A 15,774-nucleotide genomic window follows, 5' to 3' on the forward strand; every position below is an offset into this window, starting at 1 on the left:
CCCCTGATGCACTGCCTAATTTTGTGTTATAAAATCAGATAACATGAAAATTATACTTATTGGTGGTCAGGGTACCATCGGCAAAAGAGTAGCAGCAGCATTGGCACCCAGGCATGAACTGATTATTGCCGGCCGCAACAGCGGTGATATACAGGTAGATATCGCCTCCGAAACATCCATCGAAAATATGTTCAGCCAGCTGAAAACAGTAGACGCCTGCATCTGCACCGCCGGAACCGGCTATTACGGCGACTTTCAGACGATGCGGCAGCAGCATATGCTCGCCGGTATAACAGGAAAACTTATGGGACAGGTCAATCTCGTGCTGATCGGGAAACAATATCTTTCTGAAGGAGGCTCTTTTACATTGACCTCCGGTATCGCTGCAGAACATCCCGCCAAAAACGGCACTACCGTAGCCATGATCAATGGTGCCGTGAATAGCTTTGTTCTGGGCGCTGCCCAGGAACTGAAAAGAGATCAGCGTATCAATGTTGTCAGCCCCGGACTGGTGGAAGATAGCAAAGACCGCTACGGCGCTATGTTCCCTGGGTACAACCTGGTGCCTATGGACAAGCTGGTTAATGCTTATTTATTGAGTGTGGAAGGGGCGGTAAATGGGAAGATAATTAAGGTTTATTCATGAGTAGAACAGTTCGTATCATACATCTCCTGAATAGACACACATCTGAAAACAATCCCATCTTTTTCTTCTGCATGTGATTCGTGATAATGCCCGTAATACCATTCTCTGCACCCTGCTGCACGGACATGTTGATATACCTGGCTCATGAGCAGTCTTTCATTTTTAAGCTCTGCTGAAAGGTCGTTGCCTGCGGTCATCTCTTTGGCAATGAAGTGCAATACAAGAGGATTATATGTGTGTGGCCATACTTCTTTGGGAGCGATATGACTGATAACCATATCTATACCGTTCGCACAGGCAGCCGCTAATAACGGCTCGTTGTAAACCACGATTTCATCCGCCCAGTAATTTTTGTTTAGTATCCTGTTGGTCCTGTCAATAGAGATACCTCCGCCAATGAACAGTATTTTGTGTTGTTCTATTGTTTGCACTTCATAATCCTGTATGAGGTGTACATTTTTCAGATGTAGTTGATCCCGGTGATTCCAAAACCACTTATTGTCATGGTTGCCCCTGATGATGTAAAGGTGGTTTTGGGCTCTTTGAAGAAACTTATCTATCTGGGCCAGTGCTTTTTTGTCGGGATCAACAGGCTGAAATCCTAAGCCCCAGTCCCCTACCTGGATAAACACAGTTTTTTCCAACCCCAGTTTTTGAATCTGGGATAGCATTTCAGGATAGCCGCCATGAAGGTCTCCGACAATGATCATAGTATAAAAATGAACCTTATAATACTAATTTCTCCTGACATATCTTTGTATAGATGACAGACCTCTCTTCCTTCCAGCGTGCCATCTACAAATTTTATCCGCTTTCTCTGGCGGAATGGGAAGATTTTTCTACCAAAGTCATCATCAAAAAATTCAATAAAGGTGATTTCCTCATCCGGGAAGGGCAGGTAGAGAACTTTATCTATTTCCTGCAGAAAGGGGCTACCCGTAGTTATTTCATCAAAGATGGTAAAGAGTTTACGGTGGATTTTCTTTTTGAAGGGGAGATGGTGACCGCTTACTATTCTTTTATCACGAGAGAGCCCAGTACGATTTTTATTGAAGTATTGGAAGATACTGAAGTGATAGCGATACCTTACCGGTTTTTACAGGAGTTTTACGCGAAATACCATAATGGGGATAAGATCGGCCGGCTGATTGCGGAATACCAGTATATGAAGCGGCTGAGGAAAGAAATGGAGCTGTTGTCACGTACGGCAGAGGAACGTTATGCGGCGCTGATGGAGCGTAATCCTGTGTTGATACAGCAGATATCCGTTAAACATTTGTCTTCTTATCTGGGTATCCAGCCCGAGAGCCTGAGCCGTATCCGCAGGCAACAGTCCCGAAACTAACATACATCATTTTCGGCGGGGACAGGAATGTGGAATTTTGTACCAGACAAAACACACAATCATGAAACCTCAGATCGTATTAGTGGTAATATTTGTGGCAGCCCTGCTGGTGGCTAAACTGGTCACCGGCGCGTGGCAGCTGATATTCAGTGGCAACCTCGCCATGTGCTGTATGTTATGCTTCACAGCCCTCGGACATTTTATGTTTGCCAAAGGTATGACCATGATGATCCCGCCTTTTATCCCCTTTAGAAAAGCATGGGTGTATATCACCGGCGTGGCGGAAGTACTGATGGGAATTGCCTTGATGATACCATCACAGCGGACGCTGGCAGCCTATATCTTAATCCTCTTTTTTATCCTGATACTGCCGGCTAATATTTATGCCGCCATCAAACATGTGAACCTGGAAAAGGGCACCTTTGACGGCCCCGGCCCTGGCTACCTCTGGTACCGGGTGCCTGAACAGCTGTTTTTTGTCGCATGGGTATATTTCTTTTCCATTCAAGGATTTTAAGATGATGTACGAAGTAGATATTGCAAACAAGGAAACGGTTGTTTTCGTAAACAGCATCAGGGCTAAAAATCTGAAAGGCTTCTGCTGGCTGTGGTTCAACCTGCCGGGGATTATCCGGTCGGTAAAGCGGCATCACGGTGCCTATGAGTGTATTCCCGCGTTGGTAAGTCCGCTGCAGATAGTGATGGTCAGTTATTGGCTCAGTTATCGCGAATTGGGAGAATATTATCAAAGCGACTGGCACCGGCGTTTTATACGGTTTACAACAAAAAATCCCACTGCCCTGGGGATGTTTTTTGAAAGTTATGCAGCAGAGAAATCAGGACGGTATATCAATGGAGTATTCGGGCTGGGCAAGAATTTCAGGCGGAAGATATGAGGTCACTCCCATTGCCACTTATCTTTAGGGGAAGCCCTCCAGGCCCTTTGACCATATGAAAGCAGATGTAATTCTTTTATACCGGGATCTATCTTTGCGATTTCGGAAAGCGCTACTATCCGTACATCCTGCTCCTTGGTTTCTTCTTCATTGAGGAATTGCCAGTCTCCGTCTTCATCGTGGTATATATAAAGAATCGGGCTGCCTTCCAGTATCTGACGGGAAGTGAATACAGCAAGGTTTTTTTCTTCCTGAAACATAAAATCACTATTCCGATCAAGCAACGGTTGTTTCCGTAGCCAGTTGGGATTAAATTCCGGCTCCCATGGAAACAGCGATTGTTTGTCGGGCCATATCAGCTGAAGGGCAGGAAAACGGTTGTGGCCATAGAAAAAACAACCTGTTCCCAGGTAGTAAGGGTAATAAGCCTGATCTACTGTAATAAATTGAACCGGGTAGTTGTCCAGGAAATCATCATACGATGTACCAGGAGCAAAGGATTGACCTTTTTTGATGAGATCACAGGCATCGTTCAACAGGCTGGCCATCACCTCAACAGAAAGACCAAAGCAAATAATTTCAGGGTGTCCGTATTGCTGGTATAACCCTATGGTATATACGAAAGCAGGCAGATAGTCATCTTCCTGAATCTGTACAATAAAACATCCATACTGATCTATTTTTTTCTGTATTTTTTCTTTTGATATAGGAAGATGCTGACAGTGATCGTTTGACATGGCCCTTGTTTGGCGTAAAAATATTGATTTTAATATGAGCAGTTATGATGTATTTTTATTGCAAACAGTGAACAAACATGAAGAAATGGACCTTACCCATGCTGCTACTGCTGCTTTGCTGGCAGGTACAGGCAGCCATCCCGTTAAAAGTATTACAGTTCAATATCTGGCAGGAAGGCACAGTGGTGCCTGGTGGCTTCGAAGCGATCGCTGATGAAATCATACATACCGGTGCAGACGTAGTCACCTTCAGCGAGGTACGCAACTATCATCAGACACGTTTCTGCGAACGTATCAAGGCTGCACTGGCCACGAGGGGCAAGACTTTCTACTCCGAATACAGCTATGACTCAGGTATTTTATCAGCTTATCCGCTGGAGAGCTTTGCCACTATCAGTCCGGAGAAAGACGACCACGGCTCGGTATATAAAGCGGTGATCAACGTAAAGGGGACTAACGTGGCCGTATATACGGCGCATCTGGATTATCTGCATGCTGCTAATTACCTGCCCAGAGGCTACCATAGCAGTACCTGGAAGAAATTACCGGCGCCGGTAACGCAGGTAGACAGTGTACTGGCCGATAACCGTGCCTCCCAGCGGGATGAGGAAATAGCGCTGTTTCTGTCTGATGCCCGCCAGGAGATCGCTAAAGGCCATCTGGTGATATTAGGTGGTGATTTTAACGAGCCTTCCCATCGTGACTGGACCGCTGCCACTAAAGATCTGTTTGATCACAACGGTACCATTATCCCCTGGAATGTAACGATGTCACTTGAACAACAAGGCTTTACCGATGCATATCGCAGGCGGTATCCTAATCCGGTCACCCATCCGGGTTTTACATTTCCGGCCGGTAATACAGCCGTTCCCGTTAGTAAGCTGGCCTGGGCGCCTGATGCCGATGACCGCGACCGCATCGATTTTATCTTTTTTTATCCTGATAAAAGATTACAGCTGAAAGATGCGGTGATCGTAGGCCCCCGTGCTTCAGTGGTATATGGAGCTATTAAAGAAGAAACATCAAAAGACCCGTTTATGGCGCCTAAAGGTGTATGGCCTACCGATCATAAGGCCCTGCTGGTTACTTTTTTGCTGAAGTAAGATAACGACTGACACCAATAAACAGTAGTGATAATAAAAGAAAAATACCCGCAACGCCCAAGGCGTTGATCAATACCTGCGGTATCCCTATCCGGGCGGCATCCACAAACGGATAGGGATAAAAGCCGGAAAAAGAACCCCTGCCAAGAATAAAAATAAAATATACCAGCGGGTATAATAACCATGCCCAGCACTGTTTCCAGTCCATCCTGCGACGGGCGGTAAACAAAGCCCAGTACAACAGAAACAACAGGGGTATCACACTATGCAGCAGTTCATCTACTATTTTTTGCAGACCATGCGGCTGCCATAACAAACGCAGGACCACATTGTAAATAATACCTACTACCAGAATATAAACTGTGATAGCGGTAAGTGTACCAGCCCTGGAAAAGAAACGGGAGCCGGGATACAGCCACAGCGTGGTACTACATACAGCCACCATCAGATTGGTGAGTATGGTGAAATAGCTGAAAAAGCGGACGGTCAGTTCCAGTACAGGCGCAACTTCGCTGTTGATTATCAGGTAAAACTGGGCTGTCAGCGCAAACCATCCGAGTAAGGACAACGCCGCCATGAAGCTTCGGGATCGTTTTATTTCCATAGTATAAGTATACGTTTTTTTTGGATTTATATTTCTCAAACCCCTGCGGGCTTCACTTTTCCCCGAAAGTTTCATTTCTTTATAGACAGATAACCCACACCTATGGAATATTTTGAGAACCACGTCATGAAAGACGTACGAGAAGATGGCCGTATCAACCTGCAACGCAAAAGGCTTGTCAAACTGCCGCCCGGATACCAGGCTGCTGCAAGACTTCCATATGTACATTTCGATCTGAGTTATAATGACGCCCTGAGCCACAGTACTGTAATAGACGAGCTGACAGCAATACCCCAGCTACAAGGGCTGACCATGATACAAACTGCCTTAAAGGAACTGCCCGACAATATTGCCCGGCTACAAAACCTGGCGATACTGGATATTTCTGAAAATAAACTGAGCGGTTGTCCTGATGTATTGGCCGCCCTGAAACAACTGCGAGTATTGCATCTTGAAAAAAATAAACTGACTGCGTTTCCGGTATTTTCACAACCCATGGAAAAGCTGGAAGCTCTTTACATAGGTAATAATACGCTCTGTTCTTTGCCACAGAACCTTTCAGTGTTGCCATCCTTGAAAATACTGGATGTCAGCAATGTCCATCTGATCGGCCTTCCGCAGGCACTGACCACCTTACCACATCTGGAAACGCTGGTGCTGGATGGTAATACCGCCCTGCACATGGACGAGGTTTTTCAGCTGCTGGCCGGATGTAAAACCCTGAAACGTTTGTCTATACGCAATTGTGGCATCACTAAGCTGCCGGATTCCTTTAAGTTGTTACAACAACTGGTGGCTATCGATGTGCGGGGGAATGGGCTGACCAGTCTGCCGGAAATGCCCAATATCACGGAGATTGAATGTGACTGGCGTTTACCAGCGCCGTTTTATATCAATATGATCAAAGACAGGCCCGACATCACATCATTCTCCCAAAGTAAAATAGAGCGTTATTACAATAACAGAAAGGAAACCTTGCCAGACAATATTGCAGCATTGCAATATGTGACATCATTCACGTTTTCTGAGCTGGAAGAGTTGCCCGCTGCAACAGCTGGGTTAACACAAGCAAAGGATATTTTTTTCTACAATGGAAATTATCATACGCTACCCGATTTGTCTGGACTTATGAACCTGGAAAAGTTATCGTTTGTCGGTACACGGGTAGCGGTTTTTCCGGAGTTTGTATATCAGCTCCCGGCATTAAAATGTCTGGTGTTGGCAGACAGTAACGTCCGCCCCGATTACGAACGTATATCCGGAATGCCGGCCCTGGAAACGTTGACGGCTACACGTATGACGGACGAAGAGCTGCAACCCTTTCTGCAGCCGGTGAATGGACGGTATATCAATGTGGCACTGATCGCCGCGCCTTTGCCAGCAGCCTTTTATGACCTGCCCTGTGTGGAGTCATTTGATTTTAACAGCCGTGATCAACTGAATCTGGACGAAACAATGCTGCATCTAAAAAGGCTGCCGCACCTGAAAAAACTGGTTTTCCGGTCTTCCGACAGACGTTCTTTTGCAACCTATATCAACTGGTTAAAGGAAATGACCGTGCTGCGCGATGTGACCCTGTATGTAGATGAACAACAGGTTCCGGCATCACTGGCTGAATTAACACATCTCGATAAGATCAGGCTGGAATGGAGCGAAGGGCAGACAGCGGTGCCTGATTTGCCACTGACCTTCGGCAATACTCCTGCAGGACAGATAGTGCTGGAAAAGAAATCTTATACTGCCGCCTACCTCCATGCATTTGAACAGCTGTCTTTGCTGAACCTGGAAGAGCCCTTACTTCGTATGATCGCTTTCGGGTTACTGGCTCGTCGTTATGATGCATTGAAGGAACTATTGCCTGGTCCTTTTGATGCAGCAGGCCAACTGCCAGATGCACGGGTGTATATAACCGGACAATCCACCATTGGCTCCAGGAAAGAGCTGGCGGCTATCCTGGAAGCCAGAGGAGCAAGGGTAGTGAAGGAGCTGGAAGAAGCCACCCACGTATATCTTGGTCTGGACGTGACCACCAACGCCGTCAAACAAATCATCCACCTGGACCTGGGGTTCATTCTGGAAGATCATCTTAAACAACTGGAAATAAAAGACCTTGCGCCATTCCTCATGCAGGAAGAAAACAAGGAACTTACCGCTCAGGTAACACGACTGCTGAAAACGAAAGAAGAAAACGATATGTGGCTGTTACTGGAAATGGTGAGGGGAGGTGGTGCGAATAAAAAATTGCTCAGCTATCTTGTAGCCATTCATCTTTTCCACAGCAATAAAGAAATCGCCCTTCAGGCAAAAATACTGTTCCGGCAATATGCCTCAGCCGCTTTACAGCACCATATCCGTATTACCTGGAAAGATGAATACACGCATAAAAAGGAAGATGCCTATTCATCAGTATACCTGCACCCCGAACTGGATGTTTTTGCTTTTTTACTGGTAGTGAAAATCATTAAAAACGGTATTCCTTTCCTGTACCTGCCTCATATCCCGGATCATGCTGTGACAGATAGTCTGAAGGATCTGGATTTTATTAGAGTACTGTATATCGATAGCCCCCGTAATGGAGAACTGTCACGGTTGCTAAATAGTATACAAGATATGGAATTAGACCAGTTGAAGATTACAGCCCCCCTCGCCACGTTGCCGGTTGCAGTATGGACTATGCCCACGCTGACTAATATTTCGCTGGACCTGAAGGAGGTTTCAGGTTTTACAGTGCCGGTATTGGATAATGCCGATGTACCAGTGCTCCATCTGACTATCACAAAAGGCAAAATATTGCATCCTGAAAGACTGGCAGCCTGCCGGCAGTTGATTTCCCTTACCTTGTCTGATGGTGGTCTTGAAACAGCAGACTTTCTTACCACCATGTGCAAATTGGATAAACTGGACCTTGAAAATAATAAACTCACGACGCTCCCTGAAGGTTTGAGCCAGCTGAAGGAGCTGAGGGAGCTGACTATCACCGGTAACGAAATAACGGAAAGTGATGTGGATGCCCTCATCCTGAAAGGGCTGATCTATCTGAATCATAAATACCTCAAGCGGAAATAGCAGATATTTTATACCTATGGAATACAGACAGATGTATGAAGAACCCGGTATCTTCGAAACCGGTGAAATAAAAGATGCAAAAGACTGTTCACATCCCAAAGTCCGTTTCAACCTTCAGCGCAAGCGGTTGAAAACGATGCCCAAAGGATTTGAAGCGGCAGCACATATACCACATGTGCAGTTTGACCTCAGCTACAATTCAGGGCTGGACCATGCAACAGTCATCACTGAGCTGTCAGCATTGCCCCACCTGAAAGGACTGGGCATGACCAAAACTGAAATGGAAGTGCTGCCAGACAGTATCGGTACCTTACAGGAGCTGGAAGCGCTGGAAGTGACAGGTAACAAGCTGAAGGCCTTGCCCGATAGTATCGGGCAGCTGAAAAATCTGCGTATACTCAACCTGCGTACCAATCGCTTTACCACCTTTCCCAAAAACCTGGTGGGCCTGCATCAGCTGGAACAGCTGAGTTTCCGCTTTAATGAAATCAAAACACTGCCCAAAGATCTCTCTGAATTTCCGCGGCTGCAGATACTGGACCTTTCTTCCAACGGTATTACAGCATTACCGCCGGCAATAAAAGATCTGACACAACTGAAAGAGCTGCATATAAAATACAATAAGCTCACCAGTCTGCCGGAGGAACTGGGCTCTCTGCAAGAGCTGGAAGTGGTAGCCCTCAACGGTAATGAAAAGCTGGATGTGGACCAGGCTATCCGTGTACTGGCCAACTGTAAAAAACTGAGGAAGCTGCGGCTCAAGGGCATGGCCATGAAAACATTACCGGATTCCATCACGTTATTGGAAAATCTGGAATCCATCGACCTGGAATCCAACGGGATCAAAGAGCTGCCACCTGTGCTGGGGCAGTTAAAGAAGCTGAAGGAAATCATCGGGTTCGGAGAGCTGCCGGCGCCGTTCTATATCGATATGATCAAAGACAGGGCGGATATCACCACCTTCAGCTCCTACCGTATACAGCCCTATATGCATAACGGGCTGGCGTCCCTGCCCGAAAATGTGGAATCATTATGCCATATTACTTCCATGGAGTTGAGTGAGCTGCAGGCTTTGCCAGCTTCATTGAGCCGCTTGAGCGGACTGACATCCCTTTCGTTTCACGAGTGTGATTTCTCTTCACTACCGGATTTATCAGGTCTTACAGCACTGGAGAATCTCTCTTTTTCAGATACTACACTGACGGTATTCCCCGAATTTATATACCATCTGCCGGCACTGAAGAGCCTTACACTGGGCGGCTGTACCATGAGTCCTGATTTCGCCAGGCTGGCGCAACTGCCGCAGCTGGAGGAACTGCAGATCAACGATATCACGGAGACGGACCTACGTCTTTTGCAGCAGGCTCCTTGTCTCAACTGGGTGCAACTCGCCCGGGATGTTACCGTTCTGCCGGAGGCGTTCTTTGAGCTGCCTGGGGTGCATACCTTTAGTTTTAATAACTATCCCCAAATAGACCCCGACAGCATTCTGTCCCGCCTGCAACGTATGCCCGGTCTTCAGTGGCTGATTTTCAACGATGACAATTATCTTCCTTTTGAATGGTATATCAGTCGTTTAAAAGAGCTGCCTTTATTGAAAAGGGCCCTTATCTACGTAGATAGCGCGGTACTTCCTGTCAGTCTGCTGGAGTTGCCACATCTGGAGAGGTTAAAGATCAACTTTAGCACTAAATGCGTGGGCATTTGGTCACGTGAAGCAGGAAAAGAGCTGGAGGTACCGCTGGCGCTGGCCAATACCCGGGATGGGCAGATCAGATTACAGAATGTTCCTGCGGCAGCACCCTTCAGAACAGCCTTCGAACAACTGGCTACCCTGGGCCTGACAGATCCGGGGCGGCGGGAAATCGCATTCGGCCTGCTGGCACACCACTATGTTGCACTAAAAAAACTGCTGCCATATCCTTTTGATGCTGCCGGAAACATACCGGGAGCCAGGGTGTTTATCACGGGGACGCCTACACTGAGTGTAAAAAAAGACCTGGCGACCATGCTGGCCAACAGGGGAGCGACCATTGTAAAGGAGGTGAAAGATGCCACCCATATTTTCCTGGGGCAGAATATCAATCCTGCGACTATAGGAGATATTTTCAGGGAAGACCACCAGTATATTTTGGAAGACCACCTGAAAGCTCAGGAGATAAAGGATGATACGCCTTTTCTGATGATGGAGGAAAACAGCGAACTGACCACGCAGATAACGAGATTGCTGAAACAGCAGGAAACAGATAATATCTCGCTGGTACTGGAAATGATTACTGGCGGAGGAGCCGGCAAAGTGTTGCTGAGCTACCTGGCGGCCATCCATCTTTTCCATAAGGATGCTGATATCAGAAAAAAGTCGAGGACATTGTTCCGGAAATATGCTTCCGCCACCTTACAGCATCATATTAAATCCAGCTGGAAAGACAAATACAAAGACAGGTCAGAAGATGAATGCCGCCCTTTGTATATTCACCCTGAACTGGATGTATGTGCTTTCTTGCTGGCTTTTCATATGGTGAGAATACATGAGCCGGGAAATCCCCGTCGTCCTGCCGGTCTGGTATTACGGGATGTACCGTCTGCCGCGATCAGCGAAATAATGGCCGACTTCGATCATGTCACCTATCTCAACCTGGATCTGAAGGATACACATGATCTTCCGCGGCTGGTAGGATACATTCAGCAGTTACGGATCACATATCTGTCGCTGCAACTGAACACTGATACAGTTCCAGCTGAGTTGTTTACCCTGCCATTACTGGAGGCGCTCACGCTCATCACGAGATCAGCCACCCCATTGACTATTCCGGTGCTGGATAAACTGAATGTTTCCCTTACTGAGTTGAGGATATATCAGACATCGCTGCTGCATGCAGAGCGGTTAGTGGCCTGTAAGCAGTTGAGAAGGCTTGATTTATCTTCCTGTAAACTGCCAGACGTGTCATTTATTGCTTCCATGACCGGGCTTCAGCGGCTGGAGTTGACAAATACGGGTATCACACAGATTCCTGATTCCTTTTATCAGCTGCAGGAGCTGGAAGAGTTCGACCTGACCAGCAACGATCTTTCTGTCAATACTTTTGATTTTAAACAGTTGAAGAAACTGCAAAAAGTATATGTCAACAACAGAGAACGTTTAGCATTCTAAGTATAGGCTGTCCCGTTAGAAGGCGGGACAGCTTTTCTATTGTAGCTGGCTCAGATAATCGAAGTACTGATTCAGTCTGGTGGCATAGCGGTGGGGATCGCTGCGCAATGATCTGAATTCCCGCTGGATGGTTTTTATCAGCAGCTCCTGCTGGTCTGGTTTCTTTTCGATGTTGGCGAGGCTAGCCTTCATGAAATACAGCAGTGCTGCGTCCGGAAAAGCTTTCAGAGCCTGGTCCAGTTCAGGGTCGTCGTAGGTTGTTTTTGGAGCTTTCCCGTTCAGATAACTAACGGCCAAACCTTCATCATGATATTCCTTCCAGCCGGTCAGTGCTATTTCGGGGGCTACTTTCCCTTTTATAGCTGTTTGCAGTTTACTATAGATATTCAGATATGCTACATCCTTGTGTTTTTTAGCGAGGCGCAGCAGTTCATCCCCTCTCAGTGCAAAAAATTCATCGGGGTCTGCAATAGTCAGACTGAAGGTGGCGTCCAGCAGGCTGCCGGCCAGTTTGCCATTGGGTGGCAATGGATGGTTGTTGAGGATAAGCTGGTTGATGGACAGCATGTCCATGAGTTTTGAGTAGGTGATCTCCGACAGTTGTTTCAGATCGGCATAAAACTGTAATACCTGCAGGTCTCTGGCGGGTAAGCCTTTCTCCTGTGCCAGCTGAAGGTCAGCCATCAGAAAAGAGTCCATAGCGATGGTATTCCACCAGTCTGTTTCCCAGTTGCTGTCGAGGAAAATAAGTGGATAGGCACTGGCTGATTTACCGGCAGACACTTCTTTTCTCCAGTTGTTGCGCTGACGAAGTTGGGAAGCCTGCCCATATACAGCCCAGATGGCCTGGTCTATGGTGTTATGGTTACGATGGTCGTTGTAATCCGCTTTTTTCCAGGCGGCAATGGCTTTCTCCGGTTGGCCGGTATTGATATAACAGTCTGCCAGCCATACCTGCAGACGGTTGTCGTTGGGGGCATAGGTAGCAAATTTTTCCAGCAGGGGAGCAGCCTCACTGTAACGGCCCCGGCGTTGCAGTTCCCTGGCGTATTCCAGCAGGTAGTTGTACTGACTGCTATCTGATTGCCAGGCTTCTTCGTGTAGCCGGTAGGAGTGATCCGCATCTATATTGAATAAAAAATTACCTATCACAAATTTTTTAGCAGGGTCGTCGGCAAGCGGCAGCAGCTGTTGTATGCAGGAGTCCAGATCATGTGTGACGACATCGGTCTGGAAACGCTGCAGGGCTGGCTGTAGTACACGGTTGGCGCGATCAGTCTTTTCACCATAGGAAGGAATGGATTGAGTATATCCTGCAACAGTGGCCATCAGGGTTACCATTAACAACACGAGATTTTTCATATTCGGAAGATACCTTTAATATTCAAAAATAAAACAATCACCTGCAGAAAGAGTTGTGAGATATTTTCCTTTATCTTCGCGCCGCAAAAGTTTTGTAACCTTAATTCCATTTTCCTAATTAAACGAATGTTTATGTTTGTTCTTACTCGCTGTAGCCTTGTTGTTGCTGTATCCCTTGCTTTGGCTTCTACTGCCAATGCCCAGTTTAAGCTCAATTCCAAAACGATTGGTGCCGGTGTAAAAGCTGCTAAGGCAGTTACGCTGAGTGATGATGAAGTCATCAAATACACCAAAGAATACATTCAGTGGATGGATGAGCATAATCCGGTTGCTCCTGCTAATGATCCGCTGGCTCAAAGGCTGGCTAAGCTTACTGCCAAAGCTAACAACTACGAAGGCATGAACCTCAACTTCAAAGTATATCTGGTAAGGGATATTAACGCCTTTGCCTGTGCAGATGGCAGTGTGCGTGTATGTGCCGGCCTGATGCAGGTAATGACCGATGATGAAGTGATGGGTGTGATTGGTCATGAGATCGGTCACGTTAAAAACAAAGACTCCAAAGATGCTTTCAAAACAGCATTGATGACTTCCGCACTGAAAGATGGTGTTTCTTCCCAAGGTGGTACTGCAGGCGCGCTGAGCGATTCTCAGCTGGGTGACCTGGGTGAGGCAGTGGCTAATTCTGCCTATTCCCGTGGTCAGGAAAGTCAGGCCGACAACTACGGTTACGATTTCCTGAAAGCCAACAAACTCAACCCATGGGGTATGTCCACCGCTTTCGAAAAACTGTGGAAAGCTTCTCAGGAAGCCAACGGAGACAAAAAGAAAAAAGGCTCACAGCTGTTTTCTTCTCACCCTGACACGGAAAAAAGAATGGTGACCATGGCTGAAAAAGCCAAGAAGGATGGTTATACCAAACCCTGATAACTTTTTGTTGCATTTGGGGCTGACCAAAAAGTATTTTTTACTTTTGGGTCAGCCCCAATATATTTAGGTGGTAGCCTTAAAAATATATAAGATAAGTGTATACCAACAAATTTGTTGCTACCAATATTATCCACAGGGAAGTTATATAGACAGCATATAGTATTATTCCTTTGATGCAGCATTTCAGGATAGACTGTCCATAATTCTTATGCAATGCAATAATCAGATAACCTGCAATTATGAAGGAGACGATTCCGTTGAACTGGTAGACATCATCAAAGTAATGGTAGAAGTAAGTGAGCATGGGTAGCATAACCGACATCACTATAAATGCAAAGGCATGGAAGTGCAACGTAAAAATCGCATGATCGGTATAGAGCCATTGCTTATTCCTGAAGTAAACGAGCTTCAGGAAGAAAGCGAATAATGGCAGACAAAAGAACATTATTTTGGGGAAGTTATGATAATACCTTTCCTCATATGCTCTTGCCTTTTCTTCATTGGAGCCATAGCGCTTTAAACCACGTGCATCAGCCCGGGCAAGTAATTTTATCAAGGGCCCGAATTTTAATGAATCAGGAAGTTGATTGTGGATAGAGTCGAATTCCTCCACAGTTGTAGATGTTGCTATCATTTGCAGCAGTTTAAGGTTCCTGATTGCCCCTGAATCGTTTTGTTTGACTCCGGCCTCGAGCTTTCTTTTCTGTTTCTCTAATTCATCAAAGGAACCTAATCGGGCGCCTTTTTTGTCATCTTCGGCAGTATGTGCTTTTGCCCTGCTGTCGTAGTGAGGTAGCCCGGCAAAGGCAAAGTACATGAAGAAAAATATGAACGATGTAAAAATATACAGTTTGATAGGATTTACATAACGTGCACGTCTGCCTTCACGGTGCTCGCGAGAAAGAAAGCCTGGTTTGGTAAAGAGATACTTTAATGTCAGCAAAAACTGGGAATCGTAATGGAAAATATCTGCTACGAAATGTTTTACGAGATGGCCAAAGGTTTCGCGGGGATCAATGTTTTCTTGTCCGCAATGGCCACAGAATCTGTCTGGTACATCATTTCCGCAATTCAGACAATCTTGTTGTTGGCGTAAGGGTTGTGTTTTCAAGGTAACGGAGGTTAAGGATACCTAAAGATAGTAGAATTTTTTCCGGAAAAGGAAAAATCAGCGGAAGGTATTTTGCTCTCTGACAGCGAGGCTGACCCCAAAAGACAATACTGAGTTTTACTTTTGGGTCAGCCCCGTTTTATATGCTGTAATGACTCCGTACTGCAAACTCATTGATCAGCCGGAGATGATGGTTGTTGTGGTAGTCAGCATCGATGTGCGGAGCGTATTTAAAGGGGAATGTCCGTAAGGTGATGGCGGCTGCCGCTTCCGATGTTTCGGGGGTAAATACATGACCAGTATCAGCAAACAACAAGGTATCATCAATGCCCTGACCACAATGCTCGCAATGGTTGCACCAGTAATATCCATCGGCACTCCTGGCAGGCCCTTGTTTGTAATGGGGGTAATTATCCCGGAAGAAATTAAACAGGTGGGGAGATATCACCGATACCTGCTGAAACAGTGTAAAGAAATTCAGTTCAAACCATACAGCTTCATCCTTCTCATTGATATCTTTCTCATAAAAAAAATCGCTGCCGAGCGCGATAACCGGGGTGATCTGTTGACAATGCAAGCAGGAATGCAGGCCATGCGCAATGATCACTTCGTCCGACAGGATAATAGCAGTATCCTTGTCAGTGATCCACTTATCTACCTCCATGATATGATCGTAGTTGATATCCGGCAGATACCAGGTTTGCAGGTTGGCGTCCCACAAAGCCCCTTTTGATTTTGCTTCGGTTTCCTCTTCAGCAGGAACATTCAGTAGTAGTGACATAATCTTGGAATGTGGTCTACCTGAATTTAACGAAAAAAGACC

General features: G+C 46.3%; 14 protein-coding genes. 8 read left to right on the plus strand and 6 right to left on the minus strand.

Annotated features, from left to right (window positions below):
• Positions 1 to 43: 43 nt before the first annotated feature.
• Positions 44 to 646, plus strand: a complete 603-nt coding sequence (locus tag DF182_RS16530; RefSeq protein ID WP_113616962.1) for a short chain dehydrogenase — start codon at positions 44 to 46, stop codon at positions 644 to 646.
• On the opposite strand, the gene DF182_RS16535 is transcribed toward DF182_RS16530, so the two are convergent.
• A complete protein-coding gene (locus tag DF182_RS16535; protein WP_113616963.1) occupies positions 637 to 1,356 on the minus strand; it encodes a metallophosphoesterase in 720 nt (239 codons plus the stop codon). The genes DF182_RS16530 and DF182_RS16535 overlap by 10 nt on opposite strands.
• 53 nt (positions 1,357 to 1,409) lie before the next feature.
• Here DF182_RS16535 and DF182_RS16540 point away from each other — a divergent pair, with 53 nt between their 5' ends.
• From DF182_RS16540 to DF182_RS16550, 3 genes are all read left to right on the plus strand, one after another.
• Positions 1,410 to 1,991, plus strand: a complete 582-nt coding sequence (locus tag DF182_RS16540; protein ID WP_113616964.1) for a Crp/Fnr family transcriptional regulator — start codon at positions 1,410 to 1,412, stop codon at positions 1,989 to 1,991.
• Between the two features lie 61 nt (positions 1,992 to 2,052).
• Positions 2,053 to 2,508, plus strand: a complete 456-nt coding sequence (locus DF182_RS16545; protein WP_113616965.1) for a DoxX family protein — start codon at positions 2,053 to 2,055, stop codon at positions 2,506 to 2,508.
• Between the two features lies 1 nt (position 2,509).
• Complete coding sequence (locus DF182_RS16550) at positions 2,510 to 2,887, plus strand: hypothetical protein (RefSeq protein ID WP_113616966.1); 378 nt, start codon at positions 2,510 to 2,512, stop codon at positions 2,885 to 2,887.
• Positions 2,888 to 2,889: 2 nt separating this feature from the next.
• On the opposite strand, the gene DF182_RS16555 is transcribed toward DF182_RS16550, so the two are convergent.
• Positions 2,890 to 3,624: a DUF4262 domain-containing protein gene (locus DF182_RS16555; RefSeq protein WP_113616967.1), complete on the minus strand. Its 735-nt coding sequence runs from the start codon at positions 3,622 to 3,624 to the stop codon at positions 2,890 to 2,892.
• 77 nt (positions 3,625 to 3,701) lie between these two features.
• Here DF182_RS16555 and DF182_RS16560 point away from each other — a divergent pair, with 77 nt between their 5' ends.
• Entirely contained in the window at positions 3,702 to 4,727 is a 1,026-nt protein-coding gene (locus DF182_RS16560; protein WP_113616968.1) for an endonuclease/exonuclease/phosphatase family protein, read from the plus strand.
• Here the strand turns inward: DF182_RS16560 and DF182_RS16565 are convergent.
• Positions 4,708 to 5,331: a Pr6Pr family membrane protein gene (locus DF182_RS16565; protein WP_245957472.1), complete on the minus strand. Its 624-nt coding sequence runs from the start codon at positions 5,329 to 5,331 to the stop codon at positions 4,708 to 4,710. The two genes, DF182_RS16560 and DF182_RS16565, sit on opposite strands and share 20 nt — an antisense overlap.
• 102 nt (positions 5,332 to 5,433) lie before the next feature.
• Between DF182_RS16565 and DF182_RS16570 the strand changes: the two genes are divergently transcribed.
• Complete coding sequence (locus DF182_RS16570) at positions 5,434 to 8,397, plus strand: leucine-rich repeat domain-containing protein (protein ID WP_113616969.1); 2,964 nt, start codon at positions 5,434 to 5,436, stop codon at positions 8,395 to 8,397.
• 16 nt (positions 8,398 to 8,413) lie between these two features.
• Positions 8,414 to 11,548 (plus strand): leucine-rich repeat domain-containing protein, encoded by a 3,135-nt coding sequence (locus tag DF182_RS16575; RefSeq protein ID WP_113616970.1) that lies wholly within the window; start codon positions 8,414 to 8,416, stop codon positions 11,546 to 11,548.
• 36 nt (positions 11,549 to 11,584) lie between these two features.
• Here the strand turns inward: DF182_RS16575 and DF182_RS16580 are convergent, their stop codons facing one another.
• Complete coding sequence (locus DF182_RS16580; RefSeq protein ID WP_113616971.1) at positions 11,585 to 12,910, minus strand: tetratricopeptide repeat protein; 1,326 nt, start codon at positions 12,908 to 12,910, stop codon at positions 11,585 to 11,587.
• A gap of 132 nt (positions 12,911 to 13,042) precedes the next feature.
• Between DF182_RS16580 and DF182_RS16585 the strand changes: the two genes are divergently transcribed.
• Positions 13,043 to 13,837, plus strand: a complete 795-nt coding sequence (locus tag DF182_RS16585) for a M48 family metallopeptidase (RefSeq protein ID WP_113619613.1) — start codon at positions 13,043 to 13,045, stop codon at positions 13,835 to 13,837.
• Positions 13,838 to 13,916: 79 nt separating this feature from the next.
• Here DF182_RS16585 and DF182_RS16590 read toward each other — a convergent pair whose 3' ends face one another.
• Together DF182_RS16590 and DF182_RS16595 are read right to left on the minus strand one after the other, a co-directional pair.
• Positions 13,917 to 14,951 carry a DUF3667 domain-containing protein gene (locus DF182_RS16590; RefSeq protein WP_113616972.1) on the minus strand — a complete coding sequence of 345 codons (1,035 nt, stop codon included), beginning with the start codon at positions 14,949 to 14,951 and terminating at the stop codon, positions 13,917 to 13,919.
• Between the two features lie 139 nt (positions 14,952 to 15,090).
• Positions 15,091 to 15,732, minus strand: a complete 642-nt coding sequence (locus DF182_RS16595) for a DUF5710 domain-containing protein (protein WP_113616973.1) — start codon at positions 15,730 to 15,732, stop codon at positions 15,091 to 15,093.
• Between the last annotated feature and the right edge of the window lie 42 nt (positions 15,733 to 15,774).

The organism is Chitinophaga flava, from assembly GCF_003308995.1.
Taxonomy (GTDB): Bacteria; Bacteroidota; Bacteroidia; order Chitinophagales; family Chitinophagaceae; genus Chitinophaga; species Chitinophaga flava.

Bases quoted from the DNA above. Each gene is read 5' to 3' on its own strand.
- DF182_RS16555 (WP_113616967.1), bottom strand. From the start codon at position 3,624: ATGTCAAACGATCACTGTCAGCATCTTCCTATATCAAAAGAAAAAATA.
- DF182_RS16550 (WP_113616966.1), top strand. From the start codon at position 2,510: ATGATGTACGAAGTAGATATTGCAAACAAGGAAACGGTTGTTTTCGTA.
- DF182_RS16560 (WP_113616968.1), top strand. From the start codon at position 3,702: ATGAAGAAATGGACCTTACCCATGCTGCTACTGCTGCTTTGCTGGCAG.
- DF182_RS16565 (WP_245957472.1), bottom strand. From the start codon at position 5,331: ATGGAAATAAAACGATCCCGAAGCTTCATGGCGGCGTTGTCCTTACTC.
- DF182_RS16545 (WP_113616965.1), top strand. From the start codon at position 2,053: ATGAAACCTCAGATCGTATTAGTGGTAATATTTGTGGCAGCCCTGCTG.
- DF182_RS16535 (WP_113616963.1), bottom strand. From the start codon at position 1,356: ATGATCATTGTCGGAGACCTTCATGGCGGCTATCCTGAAATGCTATCC.
- DF182_RS16585 (WP_113619613.1), top strand. From the start codon at position 13,043: ATGTTTGTTCTTACTCGCTGTAGCCTTGTTGTTGCTGTATCCCTTGCT.
- DF182_RS16570 (WP_113616969.1), top strand. From the start codon at position 5,434: ATGGAATATTTTGAGAACCACGTCATGAAAGACGTACGAGAAGATGGC.
- DF182_RS16595 (WP_113616973.1), bottom strand. From the start codon at position 15,732: ATGTCACTACTACTGAATGTTCCTGCTGAAGAGGAAACCGAAGCAAAA.
- DF182_RS16540 (WP_113616964.1), top strand. From the start codon at position 1,410: ATGACAGACCTCTCTTCCTTCCAGCGTGCCATCTACAAATTTTATCCG.
- DF182_RS16575 (WP_113616970.1), top strand. From the start codon at position 8,414: ATGGAATACAGACAGATGTATGAAGAACCCGGTATCTTCGAAACCGGT.
- DF182_RS16530 (WP_113616962.1), top strand. From the start codon at position 44: ATGAAAATTATACTTATTGGTGGTCAGGGTACCATCGGCAAAAGAGTA.
- DF182_RS16580 (WP_113616971.1), bottom strand. From the start codon at position 12,910: ATGAAAAATCTCGTGTTGTTAATGGTAACCCTGATGGCCACTGTTGCA.